Source organism: Acidisoma sp. L85 (assembly GCF_009765865.1).
Classification (GTDB): Bacteria; Pseudomonadota; Alphaproteobacteria; order Acetobacterales; family Acetobacteraceae; genus Acidisoma.
On record NZ_LMUQ01000076.1, the window covers coordinates 334,676 to 348,437 of the forward strand.

Sequence of the window (13,762 nt, forward strand, 5' to 3'; positions counted from 1 at the left end):
CGCCGCGCCCGGTGAACGACGCGCCGCCCCCCGACACCACGCCGAACCACCCCTGGGGCCGCATGCCAGGCGCGCGAGACGACGCGCTGCGTGCCGAGACCTTGCGCATCACGCAGCCCGACCTAAAGCGCCGCGCGGTGATGGAAAAAAGCCGTGGCCGACTGGTCGCCGTCGCGGCGGTGTTCTTCCTGCTGTTCCTCGCCGTGGCCGCCAAGCTGACGGACGCCACGATCCTCAACCCGCTCAAGCCGGCGCCGCGCGTGGTCGAGCATTTCGTGCCCGATCCTGTCACCATTCCGCCGCCGCCCCCCGGTCGCGCATCCATCATCGACGCGAACGGCCAGATCCTCGCCGTGTCGCTGCCGGTCGCGAGCCTCTATGCCGATCCGCGGCAGATGATCGACACCGACAAGGTGGCACAGGATCTGAAGCAGGTTCTGCCTGATCTGAATGAACCTGAGATCGCCAAGCGTCTCGCCTCCGCCAAGGCTTTCGTTTACATCGCGCGCACCGTCACCCCGGCGCAGCAATTCGCCATCAACAATCTCGGCGTGCCCGGCCTGTCGTTCCAGATGACGCAGGTTCGGCGCTATCCGCTCGGCGATACTGCGGCGCAGGTGCTCGGCGGCGTCGATATCGACGAGGATGGTGTCGCCGGCGTCGAGAAGTTCTTCAATACGCGCCTCAATACGAATACGGCTCCGCTGCGGCTTTCGATCGATGTGCGCGTGCAGGCGATCCTGCGGGACGAGGTTGCGGCTGCGGTCAAGACCTATTCGGCGATTGGCGGCTGCGGCATCGTGCAGGACGCCCATACCGGGCAGGTGCTTGGTATGGTGAGCATCCCCGACTATGACGCCAATGATCTTGGCTCGGCGCCTCCGGCGTCCCGTTTCAACCGCTGCGCGACCGGCACCTACGAGCCGGGTAGCGTGTTCAAGCTGCAGACCGCGAGCATGGCGCTGGACGACAGCGTCATCCACATGTGGGATTCCTTCAACACCACACATCCCATTCCCATCGGCCGCTTCCACATCACGGATTTCGAGCCGAAGCATTATTGGATGCAGCTTCCCGACATCATGCGTTTCTCCTCCAATATCGGCGCCTCGCGGATTTCCGTACTTATCGGCAAGGATCGTCAGCGTGACTGGCTGAAGAAGCTTGGCCTGCTGTCGCGTGAGCCGATTGAACTGCCTGAGGCCGCGCTGCCGCAGGTGCAGGCGGAAAACCGGTGGGGCCGCGCGACCGTGATGACGGTGTCCTTCGGCAACGGTATCGCCGAAACCCCGCTGCATATTTCGAACACCGCGGTTGCCATCGTGAATGGCGGCACGTTGTACAAGCCGTCGCTGCTCGCCAGCAATCCCGGCGACCCGCCCTGCACGGGCACGACGGTGATGCAGCAATCGACCTCGGATACGATGCGCAAGCTCATGCGCCTGATTGTAGTCGATGGCACCGGCAACTTCGGTGAGGTGCCGGGTTATTTCGTGGGCGCTAAAACCGGCACGGCGCAGAAAGTCGCGGCGCATGGCGGCTACGTGAAGCACACCAACTATAGTTCGTATGTCGCGGCCTTCCCGATCTACGCGCCGCGCTATGTGGTTTATATCGCCATCGATTCCGGTCATGCGACGGCGGCGACCCATGGCTTTACCACGGGCGGCTGGATGGCTGGTCCCTCGGTCAGCCATGTCATCGCGCGCATTGGCCCGATGCTGAACGTGATGCCGCGCTTCACCGATGTCGAAGCGATCAACGCCTCGCTTGCGATTCCCGCGCATGTGCCGGCGCCGCCCGGTGCCGTGCCGCTTGGTCCCAATAACCCCGGCGAGCCGGATAACATCGCGATGGGCGACACGCCCGCGAAGCCCGCGCATCATGCGACGCGTGAGGCGGCAGCGGCGACGACGCCGGCGGCGCCAGGCTGGACCGCGAATGCCGCGAGCGCTGCCGGGTTGCGTCACGATGCGATGTATCGCGTTCCGATGCCGGCCGCCGCGTCCGCTCATGCGGGTCACTGAGCTCATGCAGCGCATGCCCGGCAGTTTCACACCTTCCGCCCGTGCCGCCTGGGCCGCGCAAGCTGCGGGACTGTCGGTGAGCGGGATCACCGCGAATAGCCGCGAGGTCCGGCCCGGCTTCGTCTTCGCCGCTTTGCCAGGTTCGGCGCAGGATGGGCGGCGCTTCATCGGCGATGCGGTCGCGCGCGGCGCGGCGATGGTTCTGGCCCCGCCCGGCACCGAATGGCCAGCGGGCGTGCCCCCTCGGCCGATGATCCTGGACGACCAGCCGCGCCGTCGCCTGGCGCAAATGGCGGCAGCGCTGGCAGGCGCGCAGCCGCGCGTCATCGCCGCCGTCACCGGCACGAATGGCAAGACCAGCACCGTCGATTTCCTGCGCCAGATCTGGATGTTCGGCGATACGCCCGCGGCTTCCCTGGGCACGCTCGGCCTCGTCGCGCCCGGCATGCCGCCGGGTGCCGGACTGACGACGCCCGATCCGGTCAGCCTTGCCGCGACATTGGCGGCCCTGGCCGCCGCCGGCATACAGCACGCGGCGCTTGAGGCTTCGTCGCATGGGCTCGATCAGTTCCGGCTAGACGGGGTGCGCCTTGCGGCGGGCGCCTTCAGCAATCTGACGCGGGATCATCTCGACTATCACGGCGGCATGGAGGCTTATCGCGCCGCCAAGCTCCGGCTGTTCAGCGAACTCCTGCCGCGCGGCGCTCCCGCGCTCTCCTCCACGACGCTCGACGCCGATAGCCAGGCGATGCTGCGGCAGACGGCAGCCAGGGCCGGCCTGGTTCTCGGCACGGTGGGCGAGAGCGGCTCGATCATTCGCCTTGACCGCGCGACGCCTGTGGCGGCGGGGCAGGTGCTGGAACTTACCTTGGCCGGTGGCCGCAAGCTTTCGCTGACTTTGCCGCTGCCCGGAAGGTTTCAGGCGGAGAACGCGCTGCTGGCGGCGGGCCTCGCTTGCATGCTCGGTCTACCGAGCGCGGTCGAGCAGCTTGCCAGACTGCAAGGCGTGCGTGGTCGTCTTGAGCGCGCGGCGACATTGGCGAACGGCGCTGCCGCATATGTCGACTACGCGCATACGCCCGACGCCATTTCCCGCGCGCTGGACGCGCTGCGTCCGCATGCCGCGGGCCGTCTCGTCATCGTGCTCGGTGCCGGCGGGGATCGCGATCGCGGCAAGCGTCCGCTCATGGGCGCGGCCGGACAGGCCGGTGCGGATGCGGTGATCGTGACGGACGACAATCCGCGCACGGAGACGGCCGCGACCATTCGCGCGGCCGTTATGGCGGGTTGCCCTGGTGCCATCGAGATTGGTGATCGTCGCGCGGCGATCGCGGCGGGTCTGGAGATGCTCGGTACAGGCGATGTGCTGGTTGTCGCGGGCAAAGGCCACGAGCTCGGGCAGATCGTCGGTCGCGAGACATTGCCCTTCGACGACGCCGCCGTCATTCGCGAACTCGCGGGCGCCGCATGACCGTGCTTTGGTCCGCCGAGAATCTGGCGGCGGCGACTGGCGGCTCCATGAGCCGGCCCTTCACCGCGACGGGACTCTCCATCGACACCCGCAGCATTGTTCCGGGCGAGCTTTTCGTGGCGTTGCAAGGTGAGAACCGCGACGGCCATCTTTTTGTCGCCGAGGCTTTGGCGGCGGGTGCCTCAGGTGCGCTGGTCGATCGCGAGGTAGAAGGCTTGGCGGAGGATGCGCCACTCCTCCGCGTTGACGATACGCTGAGCGCGCTGACGGCACTCGGGCGTTTTGGCCGCGACCGGTTCAAGGGCCGGGTCGTTGCCGTCACCGGCAGCGTCGGCAAGACGACGACCAAGGAAATGCTGCGGCGGATTCTCGCGGCCAGCGGCGAAACCCATGCCGCCGTCGCGTCCTACAACAACCATTGGGGCGTGCCGCTGACCTTGGCTCGGTTGCCGCCCGGCGCCGCCTTCTGCGTGGCCGAGATCGGCATGAACCATGCGGGCGAAATCGCGCCCTTGGCGGCGCTCGCACGGCCGCATGTCGCGGTGATCACCACCGTCGAGCCCGTGCATATCGGCCACATGGGCAGCCTGGAGGCGATCGCCGATGAGAAGGCGGCGATCCTGTCCGGACTGCTGCCCGGCGGAACCGCCGTGCTGCCATCCGATAGCCCGCAATTCAAGCTTCTTAGCTCCCGCGTGCGAGGTGCCGCGATCGTCCGTTTCGGCACTCAGCGCCAGGCCGAGGCGCGCCTTGTCGCGGCGGTCAGCGATGTCGAAGGCGTTTCTGTCTCTGCGGTTTTTGGTGAAATCGAACTCGCTTTCCGTCTGGCCGCGCCGGGTCGGCACATGGCGATGAATGCAGTCGCCGCCATCGCCGCCGCCATGGCGCTTGGCGTCGAGCCGCATCATGCCGCCGCGGCGCTGGATGGCTTCGCCGCGGTCACCGGCCGTGGCGTCCGGCGGGTTATCGCGCTGACTGATGGCGAGGCTATTCTGCTCGATGATAGCTACAACGCTTCCGGTCCCTCGGTGCGCGCGGCGCTCGCCGTCCTTGGCCTGCAACCGGCGACGCGGCGCATCGCGGTGCTCGGCGACATGCGAGAATTGGGCGACGCGAGCATCGCCGAGCACATCGGCCTCGCCCCCGATGTGGAAGCGCATGCCGATCTCGTTTTCGCCTGCGGACCGGAGATGCGGCGGCTTTTCGACAGCTTGCCCGCCGCCCTGCGTGCCGGCTGGGCCGAGGATTCGGACAGCTTGGCGCCGATCGTCGCGGCGGCGCTGCGGCCCGGCGATGCGGTATTGGTGAAGGGCAGTCTTGGCAGCCGGATGGCGCGCATCGTCGCGGTCTTGCCGGCACCGGCGGGAACGGCCTGATGCTGTACAATCTCCTCCTGCCGCTCAGCGAGCACTTCCACGGTCTCAACCTCATTCGCTATCTGACCTTCCGCTCCGGCGGCGCGTGCCTGACCTCGCTCGTCATGAGCTTTGTTCTGGGTCCGCGCGTCATTGCCAAGCTGCGGTCGCTGCAGAAGCAGGGCCAGCCGATCCGTCTTGACGGACCCGAGCGGCATCTGATCGAGAAGAAGGGCACGCCTACCATGGGCGGCGTGCTTATCCTCAGCGCGCTGACCATCTCGACCCTGCTCTGGGCGGATTTGCTGAATCCTTATGTGTGGTCGGCGCTTTTCGTCACGCTCGGCTATGGTGCGCTGGGGTTTGGTGATGACTATCTCAAGCTTACCAAGCGCAACACCAAGGGTCTTTCGGGGCGGCTGAAGCTGATCGGGCAAGCGGTGATTGGCTTGCTGGCCTCGGCCTGGATCGCGTTTCACATCGGCGGACCGCTCGGCACCGGCATTTCCATTCCCGACTTCAAGAATGTGCTGATCCCGCTGGGCATCTTCTTTCCGTTTTTCGGCATGCTGGTGATGATGGGCGCATCGAATGCCGTGAACCTGACGGATGGGCTGGACGGGTTGGCGATGGTGCCGACCATTATCGCCGCCAGCGTCTTCGCGCTGATCGCCTATCTCGTCGGCAATCGCATCTTCGCGGGCTATCTGGAATTGCCTTTCGTTCAAGGTTCCGGCGAGCTGGCGATTTTCTGCTCGGCGCTGATTGGCGCGGGACTCGGTTTCCTGTGGTTCAACGCGCCGCCGGCGGCGGTGTTCATGGGTGACACCGGGAGCCTCGCCCTTGGTGGCGCCTTGGCATCGGTCGCGGTCACGACGAAGCATGAGATCGTGCTTGCGGTGGTCGGCGGATTGTTTGTGGCGGAGACGGTTTCGGTCATCATCCAGGTCTTCTGGTTCAAGCGTACCGGACGCCGCGTGTTCCTGATGGCGCCGCTGCATCATCATTTCGAGAAGAAGGGCTGGGCTGAGCCGACCATCGTCATCCGCTTCTGGATCATCTCGATGATCCTGGCACTCGCGGGTCTCGCGACCCTGAAGATTCGCTGATGGATTTTCCCACCACGCTCTTCGCGGGAAAGCGTTTCGCCATTCTCGGCCTCGGTCGCAACGGCCTGCCGGTGGCGCGCGCGCTGCGCGGCATGGGCGCCGAGACGATGCTATGGGACGACGGCGCCGCCGCCCGCACGGCCGCCGAGGCGGAAGGATTCACGGTGCGGCCGCTGATGGAAGCCGGCGAGCCGCTGCCGGATGCGCTGATCCTCTCGCCCGGCATTCCGCACAACCTTCCAGCGCCGCATGCCGTGGCGGCAAGGGCGACGGCGGCGGGCGTGCCGATTCTTAGCGATGCGGAGCTGCTGTTTAAGGCGGTTCGCGCGGCCGACTCGGCGGCTCGTTTCGTCGGAATTACCGGAACGAACGGCAAATCGACGACGACGGCCCTGCTGGCGCATATTTTATCGACCGCCGGCTTGCCTGTCGCCGCGGGAGGAAATCTTGGAATAGCAGCCCTGTCGCTCCCGTTGTTGCCAGACTCTGGAATTTACGTCCTGGAAATGTCTTCTTACATGTTGGAGCGAATCGCGACTCTCCGCTTTTGTGCGGCAGCGATGCTCAACCTCAGCCCCGATCACCTGGACCGACACGGCGACATGGCCGGATATGCACGCGTCAAGCGCGCGATCTTTGCCCGGCAGACGGCCGCCGATTTAGCGGTGATCGGTGTGGACGATTCCCTTTCGGCGGCGATGGCCGATGAACTGGACTCTGGTCCGGCGCGCGTCATCCGGGTGAGCGGTGTGGAAGTTCAGACGCTACCGCCGTCGCTGCCCGGCGCGCATAACGCGCAGAATGCGGCCGCCGCGCGGGCACTGGCGGAGTCGCTTGGGATTGACGCGGCGACAATCGACCGAGGCATTGCGAGTTTCCCAGGTCTCGCTCATCGCCAAACATTGGTCGCGACGCGTGACGGCGTTGCTTTCATCAATGACAGCAAAGCCACGAACGCCGATGCCGCCGCGCGGGCACTCGGCTGCTACGACCGGCTCGTGTGGATTGCCGGTGGCATCGCCAAGTCCGGCGGCATCGACTCCTTGGCTGAGTTTTTCCCGCGCATCGCGCAGGCTGAACTGATCGGCCGTGACGCCGCTTTGCTCGCTGAAACCCTCGCGCGCCACAAAGTTCCTCATCGCATTGCCGGAACTTTGGAGGACGCGGTGCCAGCCGCGCATGCCGCCGCCCGCAGGCTTGGCGTTCGCACCGTGCTGCTATCACCGGCTTGCGCGAGCTTCGACCAGTTCACAGGATTCGAGGCGCGGGGTGACCGTTTCGCCGCGCTAGCCGCCGCGCTGGACCAACCTGGTGCGACCGCGGGGAGGGCCGCGTAATGCCCGCATTGTCCCGCACCGATACATCGACGCTCGGCCGCTGGTGGTGGACGGTCGATCGCTGGACTTTGGTTTGCATCGGCACACTGATCGGCTTTGGCTATGTGCTGGTTCTGGCATCGAGCCCGGCGGTGGCGCATCGCATTGGCGATCCGCGCGACATGCTTATCATCAAGCAGGTCCTGTTTCTTGGCTTGGCTGGCGCGATCGTCGTCGGCGTTTCCCTTTTGTCGCCAAAAGGCATTCGGTGGCTGGCTTTGACCGGAACCTTGGTGGCACTTCTGCTCACAGCCTTTACCCTCGTCCATGGCGTCGAGATCAAGGGTGCCCGGCGGTGGATTAACATTCCGTTCCTTTCGCTTCAGCCCAGTGAGTTTCTCAAGCCGTTCTTTGCGGTGCTGACGGCTGGCTTGCTGGTGGAAGCGCGGAACACGGTGCGCTTTCCGGGCCGCATCCTCGCTTTCATGCTTTATGCCGTCATCGCGCTGTTGCTGAAATCGCAGCCGGATGTCGGCATGCTTGCAGTTGTGAGTGTGGTGTTCCTGTCGCAGCTTTTCCTCGACGGATTGAATGTCGCGCTGGTCGGCGCGGCGGCGGGTGCGCTGGTCGTCGCTTTCGTCGCGGCATTCTTCCTGATGCCGCATGTCCATGTTCGGGTTGAGCGATTCCTGCACCCGACTCACGAGACGGCCTATCAGGCGCTGACCGCGTTGCAGGCTTTCGGCAATGGCGGGCTTCTGGGTCGCGGACCGGGCGAGGGCATGGTCAAGGACATCCTGCCCGATGCCCATGCCGACTTCGTCTTTGCCGTCGCGGGCGAGGAATTCGGGCTGATCGTCTGCCTCATCATCATCGGCCTTTTCGGCGCGATCGTGATGCGGGGCTTGCTCCGGCTGATCGCGGAGAACGATCAGTTCATTCTTCTCGCCTCGGCCGGACTGCTCATCAGCTTCGGTTTGCAGTCCTTCGTAAACATGGCCTCGTCGTTGCAACTCATCCCGACCAAGGGGATGACGCTGCCCTTCATCTCCTATGGCGGATCCTCGGCGCTGTCCGTGGCACTTGAGATGGGAATGCTGCTGGCGCTCACTCGCCGCCGGTTCACGGGGGAACGGGTATGAGAGGCCCGCGCGTGACGCCCATCGTAATCGCTGCCGGCGGTACTGGCGGCCACTTCTTCCCCGCCGAGGCGCTCGCCGAAACGCTCGCCAAACGCGGCCACCGCGTTGTGCTGATGACGGATGCGCGCTCTGCCGGACGTGCGAGCCCCGTTTTCGATCCAGCGGATCGCCATGTGCTGCCGGGCGCCGGTATCGCCGGCCGTGGTGCTTTGCGCGGTGCCAAGGCCGCCGCGGCGCTCGCGGCGGGAACCTTTGCGGCGGCGCGCATCCTGCGTCGCTTGCAGCCTGGTGCCATCATCGGTTTCGGCGGCTATCCTTCCGTGCCGCCGGTTGTCGCTGCTCGTCTCGCGCGGCTTGGTGTGCCGGTGATCCTGCACGAGCAGAACGCCGTGTTGGGGCGAGCAAACCGCGCATTGGCGCGAAGTGCCACCACGCTCGCGCTGAGCTTCGCGGGCACGACGCGGTTGCCGAGCGGCACAGGGACCGTCATTACCGGCAATCCGGTGCGCCCGCCCATCGCGGCGCTTGCGGACATGCCCTATGTCGCGCCCGAGCCGGACGGCCCGATCAACCTGCTCGTCACGGGCGGCTCGCTCGGCGCGCGGGTGTTGAGCGAGGTCGTGCCAGCCGCGCTGCTCCTGCTGCCCGAGGCACTGCGCCACCGCTTGCAAGTCGTGCAGCAGGCCCGCGCGGAGGATGCCGCGAACGTGCGCATCGCCTATGCCGGCGCGGGCATCACCGCCGAGGTCGCGCCGTTTTTCACTGATATGGCGAGCCATCTTGCCGCCGCGCATCTCGTTATCGCCAGAGCCGGCGCCTCCACGGTTGCCGAACTCGCCGTTGTCGGGCGCCCCGCGATCCTGGTGCCGTTGCCGCATGCGATCGACGACCACCAGACCGCGAATGCCGCCGCGCTGGCGCGGGCTGGCGCTGCCTGGACCATGCGTCAGACCGAATTCACGGCACCCGCTCTCGCCGCTCGCCTCGCGAGTTTGTTTGGCGCGGATGCGGCTCTCGCTGCGGCGGCCGAGGCCGCGCGTGGCGAGGGCCGCTCCGATGCCGCCGCCGTTCTCGCCGATCTGGTCGAGCATGCGCTGACGCCGGAGCGGTTGCCATGAGGGCTCTTCCACTCACCATCGGCACAATTCATTTCGTCGGCATCGGCGGCATCGGCATGTCCGGGATCGCCGAGGTGCTGCATAATCTCGGCTATTCCGTGCAGGGCAGCGACCTGGCCGATTCCGCAAACGTCAAACGTCTGCGCGGTGCCGGCATCGACGTGACCATCGGCCATGCCGCCGCGAATATCGGCAAGGCGCAGGTCGTCGTCGTTTCCTCAGCCGTTAAAGCCGATAATCCGGAAGTGCAGGCGGCGCGCGCGCGTCTCGTGCCCGTCGTGCGGCGCGCCGAGATGTTGGCCGAACTCATGCGGCTCCGCTGGTCCGTGGCGATTGGCGGCACGCATGGCAAGACGACCACGACCAGCCTCATCGCGGCAGTGCTGGAAGGCGCCAATCTCGATCCCACCGTGATCAATGGCGGCATCATCAACGCCTACGGCACCAATACGCGCCTGGGCGCTGGCGACTGGATGGTGGTGGAGGCCGATGAGAGCGACGGCAGCTTCCTGAGGCTGCCCGCCGTCATCGCTGTCGTCACCAATATGGACCCCGAGCATCTAGACCATTGGGGCACGCAGGAGGCGATGGAAGCGGGCTATCGCCAATTCGTCGGCAATATTCCGTTCTACGGCTTCGCGGTGCTCTGCATCGATCATCCGGCGGTGCAGGAGATGATCCCGCGCCTCGCCGATCATCGCATCATCACCTATGGCTTCAGCCCGCAGGCCGATATTCGCGCCGAGCGTCTGGTTGCCGACAAGGCTGGCTCCAACTTCGAGGTCGTCGTCACTGACCGGCTGCGCAACCGTAGCCGCCGCATGGGGCCGTTCCGCTTGCCGATGCTCGGCCAGCACAATGTGCAGAACGCCCTCGCGGCGATTGCGGTCGGCGTGGAGATGGAGATCGGCGAAAGCGCGCTGCGCACCAGCCTCGCCGCTTTCCGGGGCGTCAAGCGCCGCTTCACCAAAACTGGCGAGACCGGCGGGATCACCGTGATCGATGACTACGGTCATCATCCGGTGGAGATCGCCGCCGTGCTGAAGGCGGCGCGTCAGGCGCAGGCGCGCAACGTGATCGCCGTGGTGCAGCCGCATCGCTATTCGCGGTTGCAGTCGTTGTTCGCTGAGTTCTGCACCTGCATGAACGATGCGGGCACCGTCATCGTCGCCGATGTCTATGCCGCCGGTGAAGCGCCGATCGAGGGCGTCAGCCGTGACGCGCTGGTCGAGGGTCTTCGCGCACGCGGTCATCGCAGCGTCGTGTCGCTGCCTGGGCCGGACCACCTCGCCGAAATGGTGCATGCGATCGCGCATCCCGGTGACTTCGTCGTTTGCCTCGGCGCTGGCACGATCACCGCTTGGGCGACGGCACTGCCGGCACAACTAGCGATTCTGCAGAACCAGGACAGCCAGCGAGCGGGGGCGGTCGCATGATGGCCGCCGAGCGCCTGCAGGACCTCATCGACCGCCTGCCGCCGCTCGCGGGCCGGGTGGAGGCGGGCGCCGCTTTGGGTCCCGCGACCTGGTTCCGCACCGGCGGACCGGCGGAGATTCTGGCGAAGCCGAAGGACGCCGCCGACCTCGCGCGCTTTCTTGGCGCGCTCCCAGCAGATGTTCCGGTGACGGTGATCGGCGCCGCATCCAATCTCATCGTGCGCGACGGTGGGATCTCCGGTGTCGTGTTGCGCCTCGGCCGCGGCTTCGGCGGCATCAAGGTTGAGGCGGACGGCATCGTCTGCGGTGCGGCGGCGCTCGACATAACGGTTGCCGAACACGCGGCGGCGGCGAGCCTTGCCGATCTCGAGTTTCTCTCCGGCATTCCGGGCAGCATCGGCGGCGCCGTCGCCATGAATGCCGGCGCCTATGGCAGCGATATCGCGGCTTGCCTCGACTGGGCCGAGATCGTGACGCGCGGTGGCGAGACCCATCGGTTGACGGCGCAGGAACTGCGGCTTTCCTATCGCCACTCAAGCCTGCCGCCCGGAGCGGTCGTCACCCGCGCACGTTTGCGCGCTACCTCCGGGGATGCGTTGCTCATCGCGAGCCGAATGGCGGAGATCCGCGCGTCCCGTAGCGCGACCCAGCCGGTGCGTGCGCGGACGGGTGGTTCCACCTTCGCAAATCCGCCGGGCATGAAAGCCTGGGAGCTTATCGACGCCGTTGGTGGCCGCGGCCTCGCGCGCGGCGGCGCGCAGGTCAGCGAATTGCACTGCAACTTCCTCATCAACACCGGCAATGCGACTGCCGCCGATCTCGAAGGTCTCGGCGAGGAATTGCGCCGCCGCGTGCAGGCCGCCACGGGCGTTACCTTGGACTGGGAGATCAAACGGCTCGGCCAGCCGCTGCCGCGCGCCGAAGTTCTAGGCGAGGTTCCGCAATGACGCGCGTCGCGGTTCTCTATGGCGGCATCTCTGCTGAACGCGAGGTCAGTCTCTCCTCCGGCCGTCAGGTGATTGCTGCGCTGCGTGAAGCCGGCTTCGACGTGTTGCCTGTAGTTGTCGGCGAGGATCTGCGCGAGACGCTCGCGGCGCTCGATCCGAAGCCCGATGTCGTGTTCAACGCTCTTCACGGCCGTTTTGGCGAGGATGGCGCGATTCAGGGTGTGCTCGACTGGATGGGCATTCCCTACACGCATTCCGGCGTGCGCGCCTCGGCGCTAGCGATGGACAAGGTGGCGGCGAAGGCGATCTTCGCCTCGGTCGGCCTGCCCATCGCGCGGCATCGCGTCGTGACGGTCGAGGAGTTGGAGGCCGCCGATCCTCTGCCGCGTCCCTATGTCATTAAGCCGCAGAACGAAGGCTCGTCGGTCGGTGTGGAGATCATGCAGGCGGGCGACAACCGTCGCGCGGAAATCGCCCGGAGCTGGCGCTACGGCCGCACTGCGCTGGCCGAGGAATTTATCCCTGGCCGCGAATTGACGGTTGGCGTCATGGGCGATCGCGCTTTGGCGGTGACTGAGATCGCCGCGTCGCATGCCTTCTACGACTACGAATCGAAATACGCGGATGGCGGCTCGACTCATGTCATTCCCGCGAAGGTGCCGTCCGAGATCACGGTTCAGGCCATGGATGTGGCGTTGCGCGCGCATACGGCGCTCGGTTGTGCCGGCGCCTCGCGTTCGGATTTCCGTTACGACGACACGGAAGGTTCGCCGGGCCGGCTGGTGCTGCTCGAAGTGAATACCCAGCCGGGACTGACGCCGACATCGCTGCTGCCTGAACAGGCGGCGTTTCTCGGCATTGGGTTCCCGGCGCTCTGCGCCTGGATGGTGGAGCAAGCGCAATGCCACGCGTGAGCAAACCCATCCCGCCGCCGCGCATGGCGAGCACCAGCGTCGTTGACCGGCCAAGCCATGCCGCGATCGTTCTGCGCCGCGCCCGCCGCTTTCTGCGGCCACTGATCGGCGGCTTTGCCATTCTGGTCGTGATCTTCGCGCTCAGCCTGGTGTTCCGCGCCGCGGATCACAGCGGAAGCGTCAATGCCATGCGCACCGCGCTCGGCGATGTCGGTGCGGGGATGGGGCTCAAGCTGCGCCATATCGTGATCGAGGGCCGCGCCAATACGCCCGAGCCAATTCTGCGCACGGCGCTCGGCATCACGACCGGCACTCCGATCCTCGGCTTCTCCGTCGCCGCCGTCCGCAGCCGTGTCACGGCACTCGGCTGGGTGCAGGACGCCGTGGTTGAGCGCCGTCTGCCCGACACGCTGCTGGTGCGGCTCACGGAGCGTGCGCCCTTCGCCGTTTGGCAGGATCACGGCCGGTTCCGTCTGCTGGATCGCGCTGGCGCCGTGATGGGTGACAAGGATGTGGCCCGCACCGCACGCGAATTGTCGCTCCCGCTTGTGGTCGGTGACGGTGCGCCCGACGCGACCGCCGAGTTGTTCGACGAAATGGCACCTTTCCCCGACATCACCAGCCATATGGTCGCCGCCGTGCGCGTCGGACAGGAGCGCTGGAATCTGGTGATGAAGTCCGGTGCGACTGTGATGCTGCCGGGCGAGAACCAGGACCAGGCGCTTGGCCGTCTTGGCGCGTTGAACACCCGGATGAAGCTGCTCGATCGTCCGCTGCAGATCGTCGATCTGCGTCTTGCCGACCGCGTTGTCGTTCGTCCCTATCCTCCGCCGCCTGCTCCGCCGCCCATCGGGAATGATGGCAGCGACAAGAGCGCCCGCGACGCAGCAACCTCGCGCGATCATGCGTAGGACACAGCCGTGAACG

The 13,762-nt window shown here is 66.3% G+C and carries 11 protein-coding genes; all 11 read left to right on the forward strand.

The window, feature by feature from the left end:
• Nucleotides 1-11 precede the first annotated feature (11 nt).
• Genes GSQ83_RS27285 through GSQ83_RS27335 form a run of 11 tightly spaced genes read left to right on the forward strand, consistent with a single transcriptional unit; the run spans nucleotide 12 to nucleotide 13,746 of the window.
• Nucleotides 12-2,027 carry a penicillin-binding protein 2 gene (locus GSQ83_RS27285; protein WP_254065938.1) on the forward strand — a complete coding sequence of 672 codons (2,016 nt, stop codon included), beginning with the start codon at nucleotides 12-14 and terminating at the stop codon, nucleotides 2,025-2,027.
• Nucleotides 2,014-3,498: a UDP-N-acetylmuramoyl-L-alanyl-D-glutamate--2,6-diaminopimelate ligase gene (locus GSQ83_RS27290; RefSeq protein WP_158805999.1), complete on the forward strand. Its 1,485-nt coding sequence runs from the start codon at nucleotides 2,014-2,016 to the stop codon at nucleotides 3,496-3,498. Before GSQ83_RS27285 ends, GSQ83_RS27290 begins: the two co-directional genes overlap by 14 nt.
• Nucleotides 3,495-4,874: a UDP-N-acetylmuramoyl-tripeptide--D-alanyl-D-alanine ligase gene (gene murF / locus GSQ83_RS27295; protein ID WP_158806000.1), complete on the forward strand. Its 1,380-nt coding sequence runs from the start codon at nucleotides 3,495-3,497 to the stop codon at nucleotides 4,872-4,874. The genes GSQ83_RS27290 and murF overlap by 4 nt, the downstream gene beginning before the upstream one ends.
• Nucleotides 4,874-5,962 carry a phospho-N-acetylmuramoyl-pentapeptide-transferase gene (mraY, locus tag GSQ83_RS27300; protein WP_158806001.1) on the forward strand — a complete coding sequence of 363 codons (1,089 nt, stop codon included), beginning with the start codon at nucleotides 4,874-4,876 and terminating at the stop codon, nucleotides 5,960-5,962. The genes murF and mraY overlap by 1 nt, the downstream gene beginning before the upstream one ends.
• Entirely contained in the window at nucleotides 5,962-7,299 is a 1,338-nt protein-coding gene (gene murD, locus GSQ83_RS27305) for a UDP-N-acetylmuramoyl-L-alanine--D-glutamate ligase (RefSeq protein ID WP_158806002.1), read from the forward strand. Before mraY ends, murD begins: the two co-directional genes overlap by 1 nt.
• Nucleotides 7,299-8,420 carry an FtsW/RodA/SpoVE family cell cycle protein gene (locus GSQ83_RS27310; RefSeq protein WP_158806003.1) on the forward strand — a complete coding sequence of 374 codons (1,122 nt, stop codon included), beginning with the start codon at nucleotides 7,299-7,301 and terminating at the stop codon, nucleotides 8,418-8,420. Before murD ends, GSQ83_RS27310 begins: the two co-directional genes overlap by 1 nt.
• Nucleotides 8,417-9,538 carry an undecaprenyldiphospho-muramoylpentapeptide beta-N-acetylglucosaminyltransferase gene (murG, locus tag GSQ83_RS27315; RefSeq protein WP_158806004.1) on the forward strand — a complete coding sequence of 374 codons (1,122 nt, stop codon included), beginning with the start codon at nucleotides 8,417-8,419 and terminating at the stop codon, nucleotides 9,536-9,538. The genes GSQ83_RS27310 and murG overlap by 4 nt, the downstream gene beginning before the upstream one ends.
• On the forward strand, nucleotides 9,535-10,974 hold the full coding sequence (gene murC, locus GSQ83_RS27320) for a UDP-N-acetylmuramate--L-alanine ligase (protein WP_158806005.1): 1,440 nt from the start codon (nucleotides 9,535-9,537) through the stop codon (nucleotides 10,972-10,974). The genes murG and murC overlap by 4 nt, the downstream gene beginning before the upstream one ends.
• Nucleotides 10,971-11,921: a UDP-N-acetylmuramate dehydrogenase gene (gene murB / locus GSQ83_RS27325; protein ID WP_158806006.1), complete on the forward strand. Its 951-nt coding sequence runs from the start codon at nucleotides 10,971-10,973 to the stop codon at nucleotides 11,919-11,921. Before murC ends, murB begins: the two co-directional genes overlap by 4 nt.
• Nucleotides 11,918-12,835, forward strand: coding sequence for a D-alanine--D-alanine ligase (locus GSQ83_RS27330; RefSeq protein WP_158806007.1), 918 nt, complete (start codon nucleotides 11,918-11,920; stop codon nucleotides 12,833-12,835). Before murB ends, GSQ83_RS27330 begins: the two co-directional genes overlap by 4 nt.
• Nucleotides 12,823-13,746, forward strand: coding sequence for a cell division protein FtsQ/DivIB (locus tag GSQ83_RS27335; RefSeq protein ID WP_158806008.1), 924 nt, complete (start codon nucleotides 12,823-12,825; stop codon nucleotides 13,744-13,746). The genes GSQ83_RS27330 and GSQ83_RS27335 overlap by 13 nt, the downstream gene beginning before the upstream one ends.
• Nucleotides 13,747-13,762: the final 16 nt, after the last annotated feature.

Bases quoted from the DNA above. Each gene is read 5' to 3' on its own strand.
- GSQ83_RS27290 (WP_158805999.1), top strand. From the start codon at position 2,014: ATGCGGGTCACTGAGCTCATGCAGCGCATGCCCGGCAGTTTCACACCT.
- murF (WP_158806000.1), top strand. From the start codon at position 3,495: ATGACCGTGCTTTGGTCCGCCGAGAATCTGGCGGCGGCGACTGGCGGC.
- mraY (WP_158806001.1), top strand. From the start codon at position 4,874: ATGCTGTACAATCTCCTCCTGCCGCTCAGCGAGCACTTCCACGGTCTC.
- murD (WP_158806002.1), top strand. From the start codon at position 5,962: ATGGATTTTCCCACCACGCTCTTCGCGGGAAAGCGTTTCGCCATTCTC.
- GSQ83_RS27310 (WP_158806003.1), top strand. From the start codon at position 7,299: ATGCCCGCATTGTCCCGCACCGATACATCGACGCTCGGCCGCTGGTGG.
- murG (WP_158806004.1), top strand. From the start codon at position 8,417: ATGAGAGGCCCGCGCGTGACGCCCATCGTAATCGCTGCCGGCGGTACT.
- murC (WP_158806005.1), top strand. From the start codon at position 9,535: ATGAGGGCTCTTCCACTCACCATCGGCACAATTCATTTCGTCGGCATC.
- murB (WP_158806006.1), top strand. From the start codon at position 10,971: ATGATGGCCGCCGAGCGCCTGCAGGACCTCATCGACCGCCTGCCGCCG.
- GSQ83_RS27330 (WP_158806007.1), top strand. From the start codon at position 11,918: ATGACGCGCGTCGCGGTTCTCTATGGCGGCATCTCTGCTGAACGCGAG.
- GSQ83_RS27335 (WP_158806008.1), top strand. From the start codon at position 12,823: ATGCCACGCGTGAGCAAACCCATCCCGCCGCCGCGCATGGCGAGCACC.